Origin of the sequence: Falsigemmobacter faecalis, from assembly GCF_003863335.1 — a bacterium.
In the GTDB taxonomy this organism is placed as follows: domain Bacteria; phylum Pseudomonadota; class Alphaproteobacteria; order Rhodobacterales; family Rhodobacteraceae; genus Wagnerdoeblera; species Wagnerdoeblera faecalis.
Window position 1 is genome coordinate 98026 of the sequence record NZ_RRAZ01000007.1, and the last position, 19001, is coordinate 117026.

Consider the following 19001-nt stretch of genomic DNA (forward strand, 5'->3'; position numbering starts at 1 on the left):
AGACCGAAGAGTAACGGGCAGCCATGACTGCCCGTAAGCCGACCGACAAAGACCTGGCCTTCACGCGGCGCATGCGCCTTGTGGGGGCGATGATCGCAGCAACCACTTTGCTCTGGATCATCTTCGGGGAAATCGGGCGGCAGTATAACTGGGACGGGCGTTATGCCCTGTTGATCGATCTGGCGGCCATCGCCGCCTATGTCTGGGCGCTGAGCAATGCCTGGATGCTCTGGCGGAAACGTCGGGAAACTTGAGGGAACGCGGATGCTGAAGGATCAGGACCGGATCTTTACCAACCTCTACGGGATGCAGGATCGCAGCCTGGCAGGCGCGCGCAAGCGTGGCCAGTGGGATGGCACCGCTGAGATCATCTCGCGCGGTCGGGACACCATCATCGAGCAGATGAAGGCCTCGGGGCTGCGCGGCCGTGGCGGCGCGGGTTTTCCGACCGGTCTGAAGTGGTCCTTCATGCCGAAGGCCTCGGACGGGCGTCCGGCCTATCTCGTCATCAACGCCGATGAGTCAGAGCCCGGCACCTGCAAAGACCGCGAGATCATGCGTCATGATCCCCATACGCTGATCGAAGGCGCGCTGATCGCCTCTTTTGCGATGGGGGCCAATGCGGCCTATATCTATCTGCGCGGCGAATATATCCGCGAGCGCGAGGCCCTGCAGGCCGCGATTGATGAGTGCTATGACGCGGGCCTGCTGGGCCGCAATGCCGCCAAATCGGGCTGGGATTTCAATCTCTACCTGCATCACGGCGCGGGCGCTTATATCTGCGGCGAAGAAACCGCGCTTCTGGAAAGCCTTGAGGGCAAAAAAGGCATGCCGCGCATGAAGCCGCCGTTCCCGGCGGGCGCGGGCCTTTACGGCTGCCCGACCACGGTGAACAACGTGGAATCCATCGCCGTGGTGCCGACCATCCTGCGCCGCGGGCCGGAGTGGTTTGCCTCTTTCGGGCGTCCGAACAACGCGGGTGTGAAGCTTTTCGGCATGTCGGGGCATATCAATACCCCCTGCGTCGTCGAAGAAGCCATGTCGATCCCGATGCGCGAGCTGATCGAGCGTCATGGTGGCGGCGTGCGCGGCGGCTGGAAGAACCTCAAAGCGGTGATCCCGGGCGGCGCATCCTGCCCCATTCTGACCGCCGAGATGTGCGAAGATGCCATCATGGATTACGATGGCATGCGGGAGAAGAAATCCTCCTTCGGCACCGCCTGTCTGATCGTGATGGATCAGAACACCGATGTCATCAAAGCGATCTGGCGTCTGTCGAAGTTCTTCAAACATGAGAGCTGCGGTCAATGCACGCCCTGCCGCGAAGGCACCGGCTGGATGATGCGGGTGATGGAGCGTCTGGTCACCGGTGAGGCTGAGGTCGAAGAGATTGATATGCTCTTTGACGTGACCAAACAGGTCGAAGGTCATACCATCTGCGCGCTTGGCGATGCAGCGGCCTGGCCGATCCAGGGTCTGATCCGCAACTTCCGCGAAGAGATCGAAGACCGTATCAAAGCGAAGAAAACCGGGCGCATGGGCGCTCTGGCAGCAGAGTAAGGGCAGGGCATGGCACAGCGCGGCGCAGTTCTTGTGATGATCCTCGGCGGGGCGCTGGCCCTGTCGGGTTGCAGCCGTATTGCCAGCCTGAACCCCTTTGGCAGCCGTACCACTTCGGATGTGCCCTATGCCGCTTCGCTCTCGGACGACCGCGCGGGCAATCTGACGGTCACCGTGAAAGCGGCAGGCGCAGGGCTCGATGCGGTGCGCGAAAGCGCGCGGATGCCGGTCACGGAATACTGTCTGCGCCAGCACGGCAGTTCCGCCGCCGACTGGGTGATGGACGGCGCGGGCGCTGACTGGGCCGCCACGCGTAATGAGCGGGGGGATCTGACCTTCCGCGCCCGCTGCCGGGCATAAACGGCAGAGAGAATTCGGGTGTCGCGGCGGGATGACCGCGGGGCCCATACGAATGCAAGTGGCACCCGAAGCGGGGGCCGAGTTTGGAGACGGGGCATGAGCACGCTCAAGAAGATCATCATCGACGGGATCGAAGTCGAAGTCGACGCCGCGATGACCATCATCCAGGCGGCTGAAGCGGCCGGGGTCGAGATCCCGCGCTTCTGCTACCATGAGCGGCTGTCGATCGCCGGCAACTGCCGCATGTGCCTTGTCGAGGTCGTGGGCGGCCCGCCGAAGCCTGCCGCCTCCTGCGCTATGCAGGTGCGCGACCTGCGCCCGGGCCCGAACGGCGAGCCGCCGGTCGTGAAGACCAATTCGCCCATGGTGAAAAAGGCCCGCGAAGGGGTGATGGAGTTCCTGCTCATCAACCACCCGCTCGACTGCCCGATCTGCGACCAGGGCGGCGAATGCGACCTCCAGGACCAGGCCATGGCTTACGGCGTTGATTTCTCGCGCTTCCGCGAGCCGAAGCGCGCCTCGGAAGATCTGAACCTCGGGCCGCTGGTGAAAACCACCATGACGCGCTGCATCTCCTGCACCCGCTGCGTGCGCTTCACCACGGAAGTGGCGGGCATCACCCAGATGGGCCAGACCGGACGCGGTGAAGACAGCGAGATCACCTCCTATCTGAACCAGACGCTGTCGTCGAACCTGCAGGGCAATATCATTGACCTTTGCCCGGTCGGGGCGCTGACCTCAAAGCCCTATGCCTTCACCGCCCGTCCCTGGGAGTTGACCAAGACCGAGTCTGTCGATGTGATGGATGGTCTGGGCAGCAACATCCGTGTCGACACCAAGGGCCGCGAAGTGATGCGCATTCTGCCGCGCAACCACGACGGCGTGAACGAAGAGTGGATCTCGGATAAAACCCGTTTCGTCTGGGATGGTCTGCGCCGCCAGCGTCTCGACACGCCCTATATCCGTGAGAATGGCCGTCTGCGCAAAGCCTCATGGAATGAAGCACTTGCTGCGGTGGCCCTGGCCGTGAAGGGCAAAAAGATTGCCGGTCTGATCGGTGATCTGGTCCCGGTTGAGGCGGCTTTCGCGCTGAAGCAGCTGGTCACCTCACTCGGTGGTAAGGTGGACTGCCGTACTGACGGCTCGCGCATTCCGGCGGGCAACCGCTCGGCCTATGTCGGCTCGGCTGAGATTGCCGATGTGGACGGCGCAAAGGCGATCTTCCTGATCGGCTCGGACCCGCGCAATGAAGCGCCGGTTCTGAACGCCCGGATCCGCAAGGTCTGGTCGCGCGGCGCAGATGTGACGCTGGTCGGCCCGGCGGCGGATCTGACCTATGACTACCGCCACTACGGCACCGACCGCGAGGCGCTGCTGCGTCTGATCTCGGAGGCCCAGGCCACTGAGGGCGCGCTGGTGATCGTCGGGCAGGGCGCTCTGAATGAGGCCGATGGCGAAGCGGTTCTGGCCCAGGCCATGGCGCTGACCGAAAAGCTTGGCGGCAAAATGCTGGTTCTGCACACTGCTGCTTCGCGGGTTGGTGCGCTGGATATCGGTGCGGTCACGGAAGGCGGCGTGAAAGCGGCGGTTGAAGGGGCAGAGGTGATCTGGAACCTTGGCGCCGATGAGATTGAGATCGAGGCCGGCCCGGTGGTGATCTACCAGGGCAGCCATGGCGACCGTGGGGCGCACCGCGCTGACATCATTCTGCCCGGTGCCTGCTATACGGAAGAAAACGGCCTCTTTGTGAATACGGAAGGCCGTCCGCAACTGGCTCTTCGCGCGGGCTTCCCGCCGGGTGAGGCGAAAGAGAACTGGGCGATCCTGCGCGCGGCCTCTGCCGCCATTGGCGCACAGCTTGGCTATGACGATCTGGCCGGTCTGCGCCGCGCCCTGGTTGCGGAAGTGCCCTTCCTTGCGGCCGTCGATCAGGTCACCGCTTCCGCCTGGCAGCCGCTGGAGCTGCGCGCGCCGGGCAAGGCAGACTTCCGCTTTGTGATCAAAGACTTCTGGCTGACGAACCCCATCGCGCGCGCCTCGCCGCTGATGGCGGAGCTGTCGGCCGGTGCCAAAGCGCGGGATCAGGCCCCGCTGGCGGCAGAATAAAGCGATGCGCCGGATGGCTGTCGCCGCGATCCTGGCCCTTTCGGGCTGCGTCTCAGCAGACGCGCGGTCGCAGGCAGCCTATCCCCCGGGGTATCTGGGGATCGAGACCCGGCGTCTCGATGATGAGATGGTCAATTTCCGCGTTGCCATGCGCCATGCGGAACGGGGCCGTCAGCTTGAAGACTACGCTGCCTGCGCAGCGGCGCAATATGCACTGATCCGGGGCCATATGTTCGCACGTCACGTGCGCACGACGCTGGATCAAAGCGGCGCCATTGGGCGGGCCGATGCGGTCTATCTGATCTCGGCAACTCTGCCGAGAGGGGTGGCCACCATCGACGCTGAGACCACCGTGCGCGATTGCGGCGCACGCGGGATACCGACTGTATAAGGCCGGAAAGAGACTGAGGACGTGAGGGAAAATGGCTGAATTCTTTCAGACGGGGGCTGGCATCGCGGTGATCATCGCCGCGCAGAGCCTTCTGGTCGTCGCCTTCGTGATGATCTCGCTGATCTTCCTCGTCTATGGCGACCGGAAGATCTGGGCGGCGGTGCAGCTGCGCCGTGGTCCGAACGTGGTGGGCCCCTGGGGTCTGCTGCAGACCTTTGCGGATGCGCTGAAATATGTGCTGAAGGAAGTGGTCATCCCGGCCGGTGCCGACCGTCCGGTCTTCTTCCTGGCGCCTCTGCTGTCTTTCGTGCTGGCTGTGGCGGCTTTCGCGGTGGTGCCCTTCAACTACGGTTGGGTGCTGGCGGATATCAACGTCGCGATCCTCTTTGTTTTCGCCGTCTCCTCGCTGGAGGTTTATGGCGTCATCATGGGCGGCTGGGCTTCGAACTCGAAGTATCCCTTCCTTGGTGGTCTGCGCTCGGCGGCACAGATGATCTCTTATGAGGTCTCGCTTGGTCTGATCATCGTCGGCATCATCATCTCGACCGGCTCGATGAACCTGACCGCGATTGTCGAAGCGCAGCGCGGTGATTTCGGCTTCTTCAACTGGTACTGGCTGCCGCATCTGCCGATGTTCGTGCTGTTCTTCATCTCGGCTCTGGCTGAGACGAACCGCCCGCCCTTCGATCTTCCGGAAGCGGAATCCGAGCTGGTTGCAGGCTTCATGGTCGAATACGGCTCGACGCCTTACCTTTTGTTCATGGCGGGCGAATATATTGCCATCTGGCTGATGTGTGCGCTGCTGTCGCTGCTGTTCATGGGCGGCTGGCTCTCGCCGATCCCGGGGATCCCTGATGGCTTCCTGTGGATGTTCGGCAAGATGTGCCTGTTCTTCTTCCTCTTTGCCATGGTGAAGGCGATTGTGCCGCGCTACCGCTATGACCAGCTGATGCGCATTGGCTGGAAGGTCTTCCTGCCGCTGTCGCTGGGCTGGGTGGTGCTGGTCTCGTTCCTCGCAAAGTTTGAAGTGCTGGGCAGCTTCTGGGCCCGCTGGGCAATCGGGGGCTGAGGGCAGTGGGGAACGGTCTCGCACAGATCTGTCTGTCTGCTGACCGCGCGTCAGGCCACCGCCCTCAGGGCCGGGTGCCGATGCGCGGCGCGCAGCGGATGCGGGGGCGGTCTCCTTTGCTGCTGCGCGGCAACGTGCTGCAAAGCCTGGCAGATCAGCGCGGCTTCCTCTATGACGGCGCTGTGCCGGTTAACAATTTCTGGCGGCGCGGCTTTGGCCGCACCGTCCGCCGCTGCTCGGTTGTGCCGATGGATGTGGACCGCGGCGACATCGCCTTTGAGGATGTCGCCGGATCAGGGACCCGCCTGAGGCTTCAGGGCAGACTTCCCGCGATGCGGGTGTATCTGTACTACGAGGTCGAAACGACCCCGGATTCGACATATGACGGCAGAGTCCTTCAGAGCGCTTATCAGGTCCGCCGGGCCGGTGACGCGACGAACGGCTCTGAAGGGACGCCGGAAAGGGCCGAGCAATGACCCAGATCGACTGGACACGCGCCACCAAATATTTCTTTCTGGTGGACTTCATCAAAGGCTTTGGCCTTGGCATGAAGTATTTCTTCGCGCCCAAGGACACGCTGAACTACCCCCACGAGAAAGGCCCGCTCTCGCCCCGTTTCCGTGGCGAGCATGCGCTGCGCCGCTATCCGAACGGCGAAGAGCGCTGCATCGCCTGCAAGCTCTGCGAAGCGATCTGCCCGGCGCAGGCCATCACCATTGATGCCGAACCGCGCGACGACGGCTCGCGCCGCACCACGCGCTATGACATCGATATGACGAAATGCATCTACTGTGGTTTCTGCCAGGAAGCCTGCCCGGTGGATGCCATCGTCGAAGGCCCGAACTTTGAGTTCTCGACCGAGACCCGCGAAGAGCTGTTCTACGACAAGGAAAAGCTCCTTGAGAACGGCGACCGCTGGGAGGCGCAGATTGCGCGCAACCTCGAACTCGACGCGCCCTACAGATGACCGCTGCGCTCCGCCTCTTTGCCCTGACGCAGGCCGCCACCGCCGGGACGCTGTCCCGGGCGGCGCATGGCTTTGCGCCCAACCCAGGAGGCCGGACCCGATGAGCACTCCGACGAATAACCCCTGGAGTCAGATGATCGAGACCATGCTGGAGCAATCCCGCAAGGTCTCCGAGACCTTTAACCCGGCGCTGGAAACCTTCCGCGTCAAAGGGTTTGAGGACATGATTCCCACCCTGAACCGCGACTTCATGGAGCTGGTCTGGGGTAAGACCATGAACCACGACGGGCTGGACGCGAAAACGCGTCTTCTCGTCACACTGACCGCGCTGACCGTGCTTGGCGCGCAGGCAGAACCACAGATCCGGCTGACCGTCCGCCATGCGTTGCAGGCGGGTGCCAGCCAGAGAGAAGTTGCCGAAACGATCTGTCAGGCGGGCCTCTTTGGCGGCCTGCCGGCGATGCAGAAGGCACTGGAAATCGCGCAAAGCGTCTTTGCCGAGATCGAGGAGAAAAAGGAATGAGTGTCGCCGATCTGGCTTTTTATGCCTTCGCCATTGTGACCGTGGTGGCGGCGCTGCTGGTGACCGTATCGCGCAATCCGGTGCATTCGGTGCTGTGGCTGATCCTGACGTTCTTCTCTTCGGCGGGCCTGCTGGTGCTGCTGGGGGCGGAGTTTGTCGCCATGCTGCTGGTCATCGTCTATGTCGGTGCGGTGGCGGTGCTGTTCCTCTTCGTCGTGATGATGCTCGACGTGGATTTTGCCGAGCTGAAGGGCGAGATGGCGCGGACCATGCCGCTGGCGCTGCTGATCGGGGCGATCCTGCTGATCCAGCTGGTCATGGCCTTCTCGGCCTGGAAATTCGCCGATGGCGCCATGGGGCTGCGGGCCAATGTGACGCCGGATCTGGCGGAGATCCACAATACCAAGGCGCTTGGGCTGCTGATCTATGACAAATATTTCATCCTCTTCCAGATGGCGGGCATGGTCCTGCTGGTTGCGATGATCGGGGCGATCACCCTGACGCTGCGCCACCGCACCAATGTCAAGCGCCAGAACGTGATGGTGCAGATGTCGCGCGATCCGGCCAAGACGATGGAGATGCGGGACGTGAAACCGGGGCAGGGGCTCTGAGCCGGTTTCTGCAGCCGGGGGGCCTGCCCTCTGTCTGCGGGGAATATCTGAGGCTCCGACCCGCAGGGGTCGGAGCTGCGCTTCGCAAAACCGGGGGCCGGTGCCGCATCACTCTGGCGGCGCGCCCGGCGGGCGGGGGCGAGAGACGTTAAGAATTATCCTGCCCGCCCGCTCCTGAGGCGGCGGGGCAGACGGAACGGAAACGGGCAGAAGTCCCGGAGGGAACGACGATGGTGACAGTTGGACTGGAACATTACCTGACGGTGGCGGCGGCGCTGTTCGTCATCGGGATCTTCGGGATCTTCTTGAACCGGAAGAACGTGATCGTCATCCTGATGTCGATCGAGATGATCCTGCTGTCGGTCAATATCAACCTGGTGGCCTTTTCGAGCCATCTGGGCGATCTCACGGGTCAGGTCTTCACCATGTTCGTGCTGACCGTGGCCGCCGCAGAGGCCGCCATTGGTCTGGCGATCCTGGTCTGCTTCTTCCGTAACCGCGGCACCATCGACGTCGAAGACGTCAACGTGATGAAGGGCTGAGGCCAATGGAGACAATCATCCTTTTTGCGCCATTGCTCGGCGCGCTGATCACCGGCTTTGGCTGGAAGCTGATCGGCGAGAAGACGGGGCAGATCCTTGCCACGGCGCTGGTCATGCTGGCGGCTGTGCTGTCCTGGGTGGTCTTTCTCAGCTTTGACGGCGAGACGCAGCAGATCACTGTGCTGCGCTGGATCGACTCGGGCTCGCTTGGGGCGGAATGGGGCATCCGCCTCGACCGGATGACCGCGATCATGCTGATCGTGGTGAACTCTGTCTCGGCGCTCGTGCACCTCTATTCGTTCGGCTATATGGCCCATGACGAGAACTGGACCGACGACGAGCCTTATCGCGCGCGCTTCTTCGCTTATCTGTCGTTCTTCACCTTTGCCATGCTGATGCTGGTGACCTCTGACAACCTGATCCAGATGTTCTTCGGCTGGGAAGGTGTGGGCGTCGCCTCTTATCTGCTGATCGGGTTTTACTGGAAAAAGCAGTCGGCTTCGGCCGCGGCGATCAAGGCCTTTGTGGTCAACCGGGTGGGGGACTTTGGTTTCCTGCTGGGGATTGCGCTGATCTATTTCCTGACCGACTCGGTGCGCTTTGACGATATCTTCGCGGCGGTGCCGAAACTGGCTGAGACCGGCTTCACCTTCCTTGGGATTGAGTGGACTGCGGCGAACCTGATCGGCGTGTTGCTGTTCATCGGGGCGATGGGCAAATCGGCGCAGCTTTTCCTGCACACCTGGCTGCCGGATGCGATGGAAGGCCCGACCCCGGTGTCGGCGCTGATCCACGCGGCCACCATGGTCACCGCGGGTGTCTTCCTCGTCTGCCGCATGTCGCCGCTTTATGAAGTGGCGCCGGAAGCGAAGATGATGATCGTCTATATCGGTGGCTTCACCGCCTTCTTCGCCGCGACCGTGGGTCTGGTGCAGAACGATATCAAGCGCGTCATCGCCTATTCGACCTGTTCGCAGCTGGGCTATATGTTCGTCGCCGCCGGCGTCGGCCTTTACCCGGTGGCGATGTTCCACCTCTTCACGCATGCTTTCTTCAAAGCGATGCTCTTCCTTGGTGCGGGCTCGGTGATCCATGCGACCCATCATGAGCAGGATATGCGCTGGTATGGCGGTCTGCGCAAAAAGATCCCCGTCACCTTCTGGGCGATGATGATCGGCACCCTCGCCATCACCGGCGTTGGTATCCCGCTGACCTATATTGGTTTTGCAGGCTTTATCTCGAAAGACGCCGTCATTGAGGGGGCCTATGTCGGCGCTCCGGCGATTGTCTTCTGGCTGCTGGTTGTTGGCGCGCTGATGACCTCGTTCTACTCGTGGCGTCTGATTTTCCTGACCTTCTTCGGGGAAAACCGCGCGCATCTGAAGCCTGCGGATGATCATCACGGTCATCATGCCCATGGCCATGACGATCACGCCCATCACCATGAGCCCCATGAGAGCCCGATGGTCATGCTGATCCCGCTGATCGTGCTGGCCTTTGGCGCGGTCTTTGCCGGGATGCTGTGGAAAGAGGCCTTCTTCGGTCATGCTGAGCATGTGCTGGAGTGGTTCCACGGCGCGATTGCGATGACCACCATGGTGGAAGATCACGGCGCCATGGTTGCGCTGATGGATGCGGCGCATCATGTGCCGACCTGGGTCAAACTTGCGCCCTTCGTGGCTATGCTGACCGGTCTGGCGCTGGCCTGGGTTATGTATATCCGCAAACCGGAGCTTCCGGCGAAGATCGCGGCTGAGCAGAACACGCTGTATCAGTTCCTGCTGAACAAGTGGTATTTCGACGAGCTTTATAACTTCCTCTTCGTGCGTCCGGCGATGGCCCTGGGCCGTTTCCTCTGGAAGCGCGGAGACGGTAATGTCATCGACGGCACCATCAATGGCATTGCCATGGGCATCATCCCCTTCTTCACGCGGCTCGCGGGCCGTCTGCAGTCGGGCTATGTGTTCCACTATGCCTTCGCCATGGTGCTGGGCATCGTGGTGCTCGTCACCTGGATGAGCCTTTCGGGCAGCCACTGAGGTCAGGGACCAATGGACAATCTTCTTTCCATCATCACCTTCACCCCGGCGGTTGCTGCGCTCATTATGGCGCTCTTCCTTCGGGGCAATGACGAGGCCACACAGCGCAATGCGAAGTGGCTGGCGCTGGCTGCCACTGTGGCAACCTTCATCTTCTCGCTCTTTGTGCTCTTCGGGTTTGACCCGGAGAACACCGGCTTCCAGTTCGTTGAGAATTACGACTGGATCATGGGGCTGAAGTATAAAGTCGGCGTCGACGGGATCTCGGTTCTGTTCATTCTGCTGACCACCTTCCTGATGCCGATCACCATCGGTGCCTGCTGGACGGTCGAGAGCCGCGTCAAAGACTATATGATCGCCTTCCTGCTGCTGGAGACGCTGATGATCGGCGTGTTCATCGCGCTGGATCTGGTGCTCTTCTATCTGTTCTTTGAAGCAGGTCTGATCCCGATGTTCCTGATTATCGGGATCTGGGGCGGCAAAGACCGGATTTACGCGTCGTTCAAATTCTTCCTCTATACCTTCCTCGGCTCGGTGCTGATGCTGGTGGCGATGATCTCGATGTATGTCCAGGCGGGCACCACCGATATTGAGACGCTGCTGACCTTCAACTTCGCTTCCGACGCCTTCCCGATCCTTGGCTGGCAGCTTATGGGCGGTGCGCAGACGCTGATGTGGCTGGCCTTCTTTGCCTCTTTCGCGGTGAAGATGCCGATGTGGCCGGTGCATACCTGGCTGCCCGATGCCCACGTTCAGGCGCCGACGGCGGGTTCGGTTCTGCTGGCGGCGGTCATGCTGAAGATGGGCGGCTATGGCTTCCTGCGCTTCTCGCTGCCGATGTTCCCGGTGGCCTCGGATCTGCTGGCGCCGCTGGTGCTGTGGATGTCGGTGATCGCGATTGTCTATACCTCGCTGGTGGCGATGGTGCAGAACGACATGAAAAAGCTGATCGCTTATTCCTCGGTCGCGCACATGGGCTATGTCACCATGGGCATCTTCGCGGTGAACCAGCAGGGCATTGACGGCGCGATCTTCCAGATGCTGTCGCACGGCTTCATCTCGGGCGCGCTGTTTCTTTGTGTCGGCGTGATCTATGACCGCATGCACACCCGTGAGATTGACGCTTATGGCGGGTTGGTGAACCGGATGCCGGCCTATGCGCTGGTCTTCCTGTTCTTCACCATGTCGAACGTGGGCCTTCCGGGCACCTCGGGCTTCATCGGTGAGTTTCTGACCATCATGGGCGTCTTCCAGGTCAATCCGCTGATCGCGCTGATCGCGGCGACCGGGGTGATCCTCTCGGCGGCCTATGCGCTGTGGCTTTTCCGCCGCGTGGTCTGGGGGGAGCTCCTGAAAGCCAGCCTGAAGACCATCACCGATATGGATCTGCGTGAGCGGGTGATGTTTGCCCCCCTCGTCGTCATGACCCTGCTGCTCGGCATCTATCCGAGCCTTGTGACTGATATCATCGGACCGAGCGTCTCGGCCCTGATCTCCAACTATGAAGCTGCGCTGCCTGCCGTTCAATCGGCAGCGGCGGCGGCTGTGAACTGAGGAACCGCCCATGACCTCTGCGGATCTTGCGATCTTCCTGCCCGAGATTGTGGTGGCCCTTGGCGCGATCATCGCGCTGCTGGGTGCGGTTTACACCGGCAAAGACAAACTGACCGGAGCCCTGACCTGGGGCTTCGCCGCCTTCTTCCTGGTGATCGCCTTCTGGATCGGCACCGGCTTTGAGGGCAGCCAGACCGCTTTCGGCGGCCTGCTGGTCAATGACGCCTTCGCGCGGTTCTCGAAAATCCTGATCCTTGCAGGCTCTGCCGCCGTTCTGCTGATCGGCCAGGACTTCGTGAAGAAGTGGGATATGGACCGCTTTGAATATCCGGTCCTGGTGGCGCTGGCGACGCTCGGCATGATGATGATGGTTTCGGCCAATGATCTCATGGCGCTTTACGTCAGCCTGGAGCTGCAGTCGCTGGCGCTTTACGTCATCGCCTCGCTGCGCCGCGACTCGGCGCGCTCGACCGAAGCCGGTCTGAAGTATTTCGTGCTGGGCTCCATGGCGTCGGGTCTGCTGCTTTACGGCGCGTCGCTGACCTATGGCTATGCGGGCACCACGCAGTTCGCGGGCATCCTGTCGATGGTGAACGCGGATCTGCCGCTGGGTATGCTCTTCGGCATGGTCTTCATGCTGGCAGGTCTGGCCTTCAAGGTTTCGGCCGCGCCCTTCCATATGTGGACCCCGGACGTCTATGAAGGCGCGCCGACCCCGGTCACCGCCTTCTTTGCGACCGCGCCGAAAGTGGCCGCCATCGCGCTTTTCGCGCGGCTGTGCCATGACGCCTTTGGCGGCATCCCTTCGCAATGGGGCCAGGTGATCGCGGCGCTGGCGGTGCTGTCGATGTACGTCGGCGCGATTGCTGCGATCGGTCAGAAAGACATCAAACGTCTGATGGCCTATTCCTCGATCGCCCATATGGGCTATGCGCTGATCGGTCTGGCCGTCGGCACCGAGGCCGGTATTCAGGCCATGCTGGTCTATATGGCGATCTATGTGGTCACCAATATCGGCACCTTCGCCTTCATCCTTGCGATGGAGCGGGATGGCCGCCCCTTCACCTCGCTTGACGGCTTCCACCAGTTCTCGAAGGCTGAGCCGCTGAAGGCGCTGGTCGTTCTGGTGCTGATGTTCTCGCTGGCGGGCGTGCCGCCCTTCATCGGCTTCTTCGCGAAATATTCGGTGCTCATGGCTTCCGTGGACGCGGGCATGACCTGGCTTGCGATCCTGGGGGCAGTGGCCTCGGTGATCGGCGCCTATTACTACCTGCGCATCGTCTATTTCATGTATTTCGGCCGCGAGGGCGAGGTGCTGGAGACGAAGATGAGCCCGGTGCAATATGGTCTGATGCTGGCCTCGGCCTTCATCGTGATCGCCGGCGTTGTGAACCTCTTTGGCATTGAGGCTCCGGCACTCAGCGCGGCGCAGTCGCTTGTCCGCTGAGGCGAAAGCACCTGAGACAGCAGCAACCTGGCCGGTGGGAACCGGCCGGGTTGTTTTGTCTGAGGTCGATACCACCAATGCTGAGGCCGCCCGCCGTGCCGCGGCGGGGGAGGGGCCGCAGTGGATCCTCGGCCTGTCGCAGAGCTCGGGTCGCGGGCGGCGGGGGCGGCCCTGGGCCTCACCTGCGGGGAATTTCTACGGCACGCTTCTGATGAAGCCCACAGGCGGCCCGGCAGAGGCCGCTTTGCGCAGTTTTATCGCGGCGCTCGCTTTGCGCGATGCTCTGGTGGCGCTGACCGGCTCTGACGCCGGGATCGGGCTGAAATGGCCCAATGATGTGCTGGTCAATGGCGGCAAGATCTCCGGCATCCTGCTGGAGGGGCTGCCGGGCGGCTGGCTGGCGGTCGGGATCGGCGTCAATCTGATCTCTGCGCCCGATGTGACTGCGGTTGAGGAAGGCGCGACCCGCCCGGTCTCGGTGCTGTCCGAAACGGGGCAGCGCTTTACGCCTGAGGCCCTTCTGGACCGGATCGCCCCGGCCTTTGCGCGGTATGAGGCGCTGTTTCGTGCCTATGGCTTTGCCCCCGTGCGAGAGGCCTGGCTTGCGGGCGCCGTGCGGATCGGCACCGAAATCCTCGCCCGCACCGCGCGCGAGAGCCACAGCGGCATCTTCCGCTCAATCGATGCCACCGGGGCCCTGATCCTTGAAACCACCACCGGGCGCATCGCGATTCCGGCGGCTGATATCTACTTCTGAGCCGCCCTGCGGGGCGGATCATCACCGACGACGACGCAGCCGGAGCCCGCATGGGGGATTGCTCCGGCCCCGCGGAGGAGGACCGACCATGCTTCTTGCCATCGACTGTGGCAACACCAATACCGTTTTCTCAATCTGGGACGGCGAGAACTTCCTGTGTACCTGGCGGATTGCCACCGACCACAAGCGCACGGCGGATGAATATTACGTCTGGCTCTCCAGCCTGGTGCAGCTGCACCGGCTGGAGGTGACGATCTCAGAGGCGATCATCTCCTCGACCGTGCCGCGGGTGGTCTTTAACCTGCGGGTGCTGTGCAACCGCTATTACGACTGCCGCCCCTATGTGGTCGGCAAGCCCGACTGCGCGCTGCCGCATGCGCCGCGCGTCGATCAGCCCGCCTCTGTGGGGCCCGACCGCCTGGTCAATACGCATGGCGCTTTTGATCGTCACGGCGGCGATCTGATCGTGGTGGACTTCGGCACCGCGACCACCTTTGACGTGGTCGACAGCGACGGAGCCTATATCGGGGGGGTCATCGCACCGGGGGTCAATCTCTCGCTTGAGGCGCTGCATATGGCCGCAGCGGCCCTGCCGCATGTCGATATTACCCTTCCCGAAAAGGTGATCGGCACAAATACGGTGGCCTGTATCCAGTCCGGGGTGTATTGGGGATATATCGGGCTTGTGGAAGGCATCGTGCGCCAGATCCGCGCCGAGCGTGACCGCCCGATGAAAGTGGTTGCCACCGGGGGCCTGGCGCCCCTGTTTGAACAGGGAACCGAAGTATTTGACGCGGTCGAAGACGATCTGACGATGCACGGGCTGGTGCTGATCTTTGACCACAACCGCAGACTGGAGTCCGCATGAGTGCCAACCGCCTGATCTATCTTCCCCTTGGCGGTTCCGGGGAAGTCGGCATGAACTGCTACGTCTATGGCTATGGCCCGAAAGGCCGCGAGCGCCTGATCGTCATTGATCTGGGTGTCACCTTCGCGGATATGGAGACCACGCCCGGCGTCGATCTGATCATGCCCGACGTCTCCTGGCTGGCCGAGCGGGCAGACCGGATCGAGGCGATCTTCATCACCCACGGCCACGAAGACCACGTGGGCGCGCTTGGCCATCTCTGGCCGCGGCTGCGCGCGCCGGTCTATGCGCGCAAGTTCACCGGCGCGCTGGCCAAGCTGAAGATGGAAGATCAGGGCCAGGATCCGAACAACGTCACCATCGTTGAGCCGCGCCCCGAATGGGTCGAGGCCGGTCCCTTCAAAGTGCAATATGTGCCGATCCCGCATTCCATCCCGGAAAGCTCGGCCCTGCTGATCGAGACGCCCGCAGGCCGCATCCTGCATTCGGGTGACTTCAAGATCGACCCGGCGCCTGGCGTGGGTGAGGCCTGGGATCCCGAGACCTTCGGTGCAATCGGCCGCGAAGGCGTCAAAGCGCTGCTGTGCGATTCCACCAACGTCTTCTCGCTGCATCCGGGCCGCTCGGAAAGCACGCTGCCCGGCCCGCTCACCGAGCTGGTGGCAAATTCCGGTGGCATGATCGCCGCCACGACCTTTGCCTCCAATATCACCCGCGTGAAGGCGCTGGCAGAGGCTGCGAAGGCGGCGGGGCGCGAAGTGGTCCTCATGGGTCGCGCGATGCGCAAAATGGTCACCGTGGGTCTCGAGACCGGTGTTCTCGACAGCTTCCCCCCGGTGATCCAGCCGGAAGAAGCGCTGGAACTGCCGCGCCATAAGGTCATGCTGATCGTCACCGGCACCCAAGGGGAACGCCGTGCCGCTTCGGCGCAGCTCTCGCGTGGCAAATACCTCGGCATGACGATGAAAGAGGGCGATACCTTCCTCTTCTCGTCGCGGATCATTCCGGGCAATGAGCGCGGCGTGCTGCGTATCATGAACGCCTTCTCCGAGATGGGCGTGGATGTCATCGACGATGTGAACGGTCTCTATCACGTCTCGGGCCACGCCAACCGCCCCGACCTGCAGGAGATGCACCGCCTGGCCAATCCGGCCCTGGTCATCCCGATGCACGGCGAGCACCGCCACCTGCGCGAGCACACCAAAGTTGTGCAGGCCGGGGGCCGCAAGGCAGCCATCATCACCAACGGCATGATGGTCGATCTGACCGGAGACCGCCATGAGGTGGTCGAATATATCGAAACCGGCCGGGTTTATCTCGACGGCTCGGTGCTGATCGGCGCGATGGACGGTGTGGTGCGGGACCGGATCCGCATGGCGCTGAACGGTCATGTCATCATCACGCTGATCATGGACGAACAGGACAGCCCGCTGGGTGAGCCCTGGGCGGAACTTGAGGGCGTGCCGGAGGTCGGCAAATCGGGCCGTCCGCTTTCGGAATCGCTGGAAGAAGAGCTGGCGCAGTTCCTTGAGCGTGCAGGTGGCAAGATCCTGCGCGACGACGACAAGCTCGATGAGGGCATCCGCCGCGTGGTCCGCCAGATCTCGATGGAAGAGATCGGCAAAAAGCCCGAGGTGACGGTCGTGGTGTCGCGCCTCGCCTGATCTGCCTGAAAGCAAAAGAAAAACGCGCCGGAGACGGCGCGTTTTTTCCTATCAGCGCGGCAGGCTGTTCACCCAGTGGCGCAGCTCTCCATTGCGGGTGCCCGTGCGCAGGATCAGGCATTCGGCGAGATAGATCTTTTCCTCGCGCCCGCCGCGATCACGGAACTGCGCCACCTCACAATCGGCGTCCCGAAAGGCGATCCAGGCCCGCTGCGCCGCCCGCAGGCGCGGCACATCCTCCGGCTCAAATCCCGTCAGCCCCGCGATCAGCCGGCTGTAGTTCCGCGCCATCTCCCGGTCGAGGCTTTGATGCTGCGCCATCAGGCAGTCCAGGATCTGGCCGCGATCCTCGCGCTCACAGATATCGCGCAAATCCCGTGCCGCAGCGGGCAGGGCCAGCGCGATCAGCAGGGCAGAAAGAAGGCATCGCATCGCAGCACTCCGGTGAAGGTCGCGCAACTATGGCGTGAGTGGCCGGGGTCCGTAAAGAAAAAGCCAGCGCCGGTTGCGGGGGCAGGGCGCTTTTCTGATGGCCCCGCGCCGGGGCCGGGGCTCGCGCCGCTTTGGCAAATGGGGCTCTCAGCCTCCTGATACCCGTTCTTCCATGGCAGCTTGCGCGGAAGCGTCATGGAAGAACTTCAGAGGCCGGAGAGGCAGGCGGGGTTCAGTTTTCAGGAAGAGGGCGGTCAGCGCAAAGCCGTGGCGAAAGGGGGCAGGCCCTGCTGCGCTTTGACGACGTGGCCTCCGAAAGCAGATCTGTCGCGCAGAGCATAAGCAGGCGCCGGGAGAGCAGGTCCCGGACGTGACCTTTGCCCATAGAAAAAGCCCGCGCCGGATCACCGGGGCGGGCCTGATCTTTGTTCCTCAGGGCAGGAAGCCGCCTCAGACGCTCTCGGCCTCATCGGCATCGGCATTGGCCTGGATGGCGGCTTCGGTCGCTTTGAGGACGGTGGCGAAGCTGCGGGTCAGGAACTCCGGCACGTGATCGCCGAGGCCCAGAACCGAGGGGCCATTGTCGCGGCGGTCACGGCGGTCGTCACGGCGCGGCTCGCGACGCTCTTCACGACGCTCTTCGCGGCGGTCCTCCTGGCGGCTCGGGCGCTCAGCGCGCTCTTCGCGGCGGGCAGGCTCCTCGCGGCGGATCTCTTCGACCGGTGCCACGACCTCTTCGACACGCTCGGCACGGCGCTCTTCGCGGCGCGGCTCCCGCTTTTCACCACGATCACGGCTGCGCTCACGCGAGCGGGGCTGGCGGTGATCGCCGCGATCCGGGCTGTCGTCAAACAGGTTCTCCGGCACGTCACCGCGCGGGATCGGCTGTTTGATCAGCGCCTCAATGGCGGCCAGATATTTCTCATCCGCCGGGATCGAGATCGAGAAGGCCTTGCCGTGACGGCCGGCCCGGCCGGTGCGGCCGATGCGGTGGACATAGTCTTCCGCATGGCTCGGCAGATCGAAGTTGAACACATGGCTCACGGCCGGGATATCGAGACCACGGGCCGCCACATCCGAGGCGACCAGCAGGCGCAACTCACCTTCGCGGAACGACTCGAGCGTTTTCATACGCTGCGACTGCTCCAGATCGCCATGGATCGGTGCTGCGTTAAAGCCATGCGCTTTCAGCGACTTGGCGACAACATCCACATCCATCTTGCGGTTGCAGAACACGATGGCATTGCTGCAGGCATCGCCTTCGCTGTTGATCAGGTGACGCAGCAGCGCGCGCTTTTCGCCAAAGGCACGTTCACGGCGCGAGGGCGTGAAATGCATCAGCTTTTGCTCGATGTTTTCCGAGGTCGTCGCCTGACGTGCGACTTCAACGCGGGCCGGGTTCGACAGGAAGGTATTGGTAATGCGCTCAATTTCCGGCGCCATGGTGGCCGAGAAGAACAGCGTCTGACGGGTAAAGGGCGTCAGCTGGAAGATGCGCTCGATATCCGGAATGAAGCCCATGTCGAGCATCCGGTCGGCCTCATCCACCACCATGATCTGCACGCCGGTCAGCAGCAGTTTGCCACGCTCAAAATGGTCAAGCAGACGGCCGGGGGTCGCGATCAGCACGTCCACGCCACGGTCGATCAGCAGATCCTGCTCTTTGAAGGAGACGCCGCCGATCAGCAGGGCCTTCGTGAGCTTGAGGTGCTTGGTATAGGTGTCGAAGTTTTCCGCCACCTGAGCTGCCAGTTCGCGCGTCGGCGCCAGCACCAGCGAACGCGGCATCCGCGCCCGCGCCCGGCCATTGGCCAGACGGGTGATCATCGGCAGCGTGAAGCTGGCGGTTTTGCCGGTGCCCGTCTGCGCAATACCCAGAACATCCCGACCTTCCAGGGCGTAGGGGATCGCCTGCTCCTGGATCGGGGTGGGCGTCTGATAGCCCGCTTCTGCAACAGCCTGGAGAACTTTGGGATCGAGTTTCAGGTCAGAAAAAAGGGTCATAGGCGTCCTTAGGATGCGGCATCGGACCGCAAATGGAACGGGACGCGTTCGGTCAGGGCGCCCCAGCATCGAAAAAGGGGCGCACGGCGGTTCCGTGCACCCATTGC

19 protein-coding genes are annotated in these 19001 nt (G+C 62.6%); 17 read left to right on the forward strand and 2 right to left on the reverse strand.

Features of this window, described 5'->3' with window-relative positions; translation table 11 throughout:
* Positions 1-23 precede the first annotated feature (23 nt).
* The 17 genes from EG244_RS06460 (at position 24) to EG244_RS06540 (ending at position 16458) form a co-directional block, all read left to right on the forward strand.
* The gene (locus EG244_RS06460) at positions 24-254 is read left to right on the forward strand and encodes a DUF5337 domain-containing protein (RefSeq protein WP_124964195.1); all 231 of its coding nucleotides are present in this window, start codon (positions 24-26) and stop codon (positions 252-254) included.
* Between the two features lie 10 nt (positions 255-264).
* A complete protein-coding gene (gene nuoF / locus EG244_RS06465; protein WP_124964196.1) occupies positions 265-1560 on the forward strand; it encodes an NADH-quinone oxidoreductase subunit NuoF in 1296 nt (431 codons plus the stop codon).
* A gap of 9 nt (positions 1561-1569) precedes the next feature.
* Positions 1570-1920 carry a hypothetical protein gene (locus tag EG244_RS06470; RefSeq protein ID WP_124964197.1) on the forward strand — a complete coding sequence of 117 codons (351 nt, stop codon included), beginning with the start codon at positions 1570-1572 and terminating at the stop codon, positions 1918-1920.
* 96 nt (positions 1921-2016) lie between these two features.
* The gene (nuoG, locus tag EG244_RS06475; protein ID WP_124964198.1) at positions 2017-4026 is read left to right on the forward strand and encodes an NADH-quinone oxidoreductase subunit NuoG; all 2010 of its coding nucleotides are present in this window, start codon (positions 2017-2019) and stop codon (positions 4024-4026) included.
* A 4-nt stretch (positions 4027-4030) separates the two neighbouring features.
* The gene (locus tag EG244_RS06480) at positions 4031-4417 is read left to right on the forward strand and encodes a hypothetical protein (protein ID WP_124964199.1); all 387 of its coding nucleotides are present in this window, start codon (positions 4031-4033) and stop codon (positions 4415-4417) included.
* 31 nt (positions 4418-4448) lie between these two features.
* Entirely contained in the window at positions 4449-5486 is a 1038-nt protein-coding gene (gene nuoH, locus EG244_RS06485) for an NADH-quinone oxidoreductase subunit NuoH (RefSeq protein ID WP_124964200.1), read from the forward strand.
* Positions 5487-5566: 80 nt separating this feature from the next.
* Entirely contained in the window at positions 5567-5962 is a 396-nt protein-coding gene (locus tag EG244_RS06490; RefSeq protein ID WP_199737823.1) for a hypothetical protein, read from the forward strand.
* Complete coding sequence (gene nuoI, locus EG244_RS06495) at positions 5959-6453, forward strand: NADH-quinone oxidoreductase subunit NuoI (RefSeq protein ID WP_124964202.1); 495 nt, start codon at positions 5959-5961, stop codon at positions 6451-6453. The genes EG244_RS06490 and nuoI overlap by 4 nt, the downstream gene beginning before the upstream one ends.
* Positions 6454-6553: 100 nt before the next feature.
* Positions 6554-6976, forward strand: a complete 423-nt coding sequence (locus tag EG244_RS06500; protein ID WP_124964203.1) for a carboxymuconolactone decarboxylase family protein — start codon at positions 6554-6556, stop codon at positions 6974-6976.
* Positions 6973-7587 carry an NADH-quinone oxidoreductase subunit J gene (locus tag EG244_RS06505; protein WP_124964204.1) on the forward strand — a complete coding sequence of 205 codons (615 nt, stop codon included), beginning with the start codon at positions 6973-6975 and terminating at the stop codon, positions 7585-7587. The genes EG244_RS06500 and EG244_RS06505 overlap by 4 nt, the downstream gene beginning before the upstream one ends.
* Positions 7588-7817: 230 nt before the next feature.
* A complete protein-coding gene (gene nuoK / locus EG244_RS06510; protein WP_124964205.1) occupies positions 7818-8129 on the forward strand; it encodes an NADH-quinone oxidoreductase subunit NuoK in 312 nt (103 codons plus the stop codon).
* 5 nt (positions 8130-8134) lie between these two features.
* Complete coding sequence (nuoL, locus tag EG244_RS06515; protein WP_124964206.1) at positions 8135-10168, forward strand: NADH-quinone oxidoreductase subunit L; 2034 nt, start codon at positions 8135-8137, stop codon at positions 10166-10168.
* A gap of 12 nt (positions 10169-10180) precedes the next feature.
* The gene (locus EG244_RS06520) at positions 10181-11722 is read left to right on the forward strand and encodes an NADH-quinone oxidoreductase subunit M (protein ID WP_124964207.1); all 1542 of its coding nucleotides are present in this window, start codon (positions 10181-10183) and stop codon (positions 11720-11722) included.
* Between the two features lie 10 nt (positions 11723-11732).
* Positions 11733-13169 carry an NADH-quinone oxidoreductase subunit NuoN gene (gene nuoN, locus EG244_RS06525; RefSeq protein WP_124964208.1) on the forward strand — a complete coding sequence of 479 codons (1437 nt, stop codon included), beginning with the start codon at positions 11733-11735 and terminating at the stop codon, positions 13167-13169.
* Between the two features lie 55 nt (positions 13170-13224).
* Positions 13225-13926: a biotin--[acetyl-CoA-carboxylase] ligase gene (locus EG244_RS06530; RefSeq protein WP_233588921.1), complete on the forward strand. Its 702-nt coding sequence runs from the start codon at positions 13225-13227 to the stop codon at positions 13924-13926.
* An 88-nt stretch (positions 13927-14014) separates the two neighbouring features.
* Positions 14015-14794 carry a type III pantothenate kinase gene (locus EG244_RS06535; RefSeq protein ID WP_124964210.1) on the forward strand — a complete coding sequence of 260 codons (780 nt, stop codon included), beginning with the start codon at positions 14015-14017 and terminating at the stop codon, positions 14792-14794.
* Positions 14791-16458 (forward strand): ribonuclease J, encoded by a 1668-nt coding sequence (locus tag EG244_RS06540; RefSeq protein ID WP_124964211.1) that lies wholly within the window; start codon positions 14791-14793, stop codon positions 16456-16458. The genes EG244_RS06535 and EG244_RS06540 overlap by 4 nt, the downstream gene beginning before the upstream one ends.
* A gap of 51 nt (positions 16459-16509) precedes the next feature.
* Here the strand turns inward: EG244_RS06540 and EG244_RS06545 are convergent, their stop codons facing one another.
* Positions 16510-16890, reverse strand: a complete 381-nt coding sequence (locus tag EG244_RS06545; RefSeq protein WP_124964212.1) for a lysozyme inhibitor LprI family protein — start codon at positions 16888-16890, stop codon at positions 16510-16512.
* A gap of 450 nt (positions 16891-17340) precedes the next feature.
* Positions 17341-18894 carry a DEAD/DEAH box helicase gene (locus EG244_RS06550; RefSeq protein ID WP_124964213.1) on the reverse strand — a complete coding sequence of 518 codons (1554 nt, stop codon included), beginning with the start codon at positions 18892-18894 and terminating at the stop codon, positions 17341-17343.
* Positions 18895-19001: the final 107 nt, after the last annotated feature.

Excerpts from the sequence above, each read along its gene's own strand:
- EG244_RS06460 (WP_124964195.1), top strand. The coding sequence starts at position 24 with ATGACTGCCCGTAAGCCGACCGACAAAGACCTGGCCTTCACGCGGCGC.
- nuoF (WP_124964196.1), top strand. The coding sequence starts at position 265 with ATGCTGAAGGATCAGGACCGGATCTTTACCAACCTCTACGGGATGCAG.
- EG244_RS06470 (WP_124964197.1), top strand. The coding sequence starts at position 1,570 with ATGGCACAGCGCGGCGCAGTTCTTGTGATGATCCTCGGCGGGGCGCTG.
- nuoG (WP_124964198.1), top strand. The coding sequence starts at position 2,017 with ATGAGCACGCTCAAGAAGATCATCATCGACGGGATCGAAGTCGAAGTC.
- EG244_RS06480 (WP_124964199.1), top strand. The coding sequence starts at position 4,031 with ATGCGCCGGATGGCTGTCGCCGCGATCCTGGCCCTTTCGGGCTGCGTC.
- nuoH (WP_124964200.1), top strand. The coding sequence starts at position 4,449 with ATGGCTGAATTCTTTCAGACGGGGGCTGGCATCGCGGTGATCATCGCC.
- EG244_RS06490 (WP_199737823.1), top strand. The coding sequence starts at position 5,567 with ATGCGCGGCGCGCAGCGGATGCGGGGGCGGTCTCCTTTGCTGCTGCGC.
- nuoI (WP_124964202.1), top strand. The coding sequence starts at position 5,959 with ATGACCCAGATCGACTGGACACGCGCCACCAAATATTTCTTTCTGGTG.
- EG244_RS06500 (WP_124964203.1), top strand. The coding sequence starts at position 6,554 with ATGAGCACTCCGACGAATAACCCCTGGAGTCAGATGATCGAGACCATG.
- EG244_RS06505 (WP_124964204.1), top strand. The coding sequence starts at position 6,973 with ATGAGTGTCGCCGATCTGGCTTTTTATGCCTTCGCCATTGTGACCGTG.
- nuoK (WP_124964205.1), top strand. The coding sequence starts at position 7,818 with ATGGTGACAGTTGGACTGGAACATTACCTGACGGTGGCGGCGGCGCTG.
- nuoL (WP_124964206.1), top strand. The coding sequence starts at position 8,135 with ATGGAGACAATCATCCTTTTTGCGCCATTGCTCGGCGCGCTGATCACC.
- EG244_RS06520 (WP_124964207.1), top strand. The coding sequence starts at position 10,181 with ATGGACAATCTTCTTTCCATCATCACCTTCACCCCGGCGGTTGCTGCG.
- nuoN (WP_124964208.1), top strand. The coding sequence starts at position 11,733 with ATGACCTCTGCGGATCTTGCGATCTTCCTGCCCGAGATTGTGGTGGCC.
- EG244_RS06535 (WP_124964210.1), top strand. The coding sequence starts at position 14,015 with ATGCTTCTTGCCATCGACTGTGGCAACACCAATACCGTTTTCTCAATC.
- EG244_RS06540 (WP_124964211.1), top strand. The coding sequence starts at position 14,791 with ATGAGTGCCAACCGCCTGATCTATCTTCCCCTTGGCGGTTCCGGGGAA.
- EG244_RS06545 (WP_124964212.1), bottom strand. The coding sequence starts at position 16,890 with ATGCGATGCCTTCTTTCTGCCCTGCTGATCGCGCTGGCCCTGCCCGCT.
- EG244_RS06550 (WP_124964213.1), bottom strand. The coding sequence starts at position 18,894 with ATGACCCTTTTTTCTGACCTGAAACTCGATCCCAAAGTTCTCCAGGCT.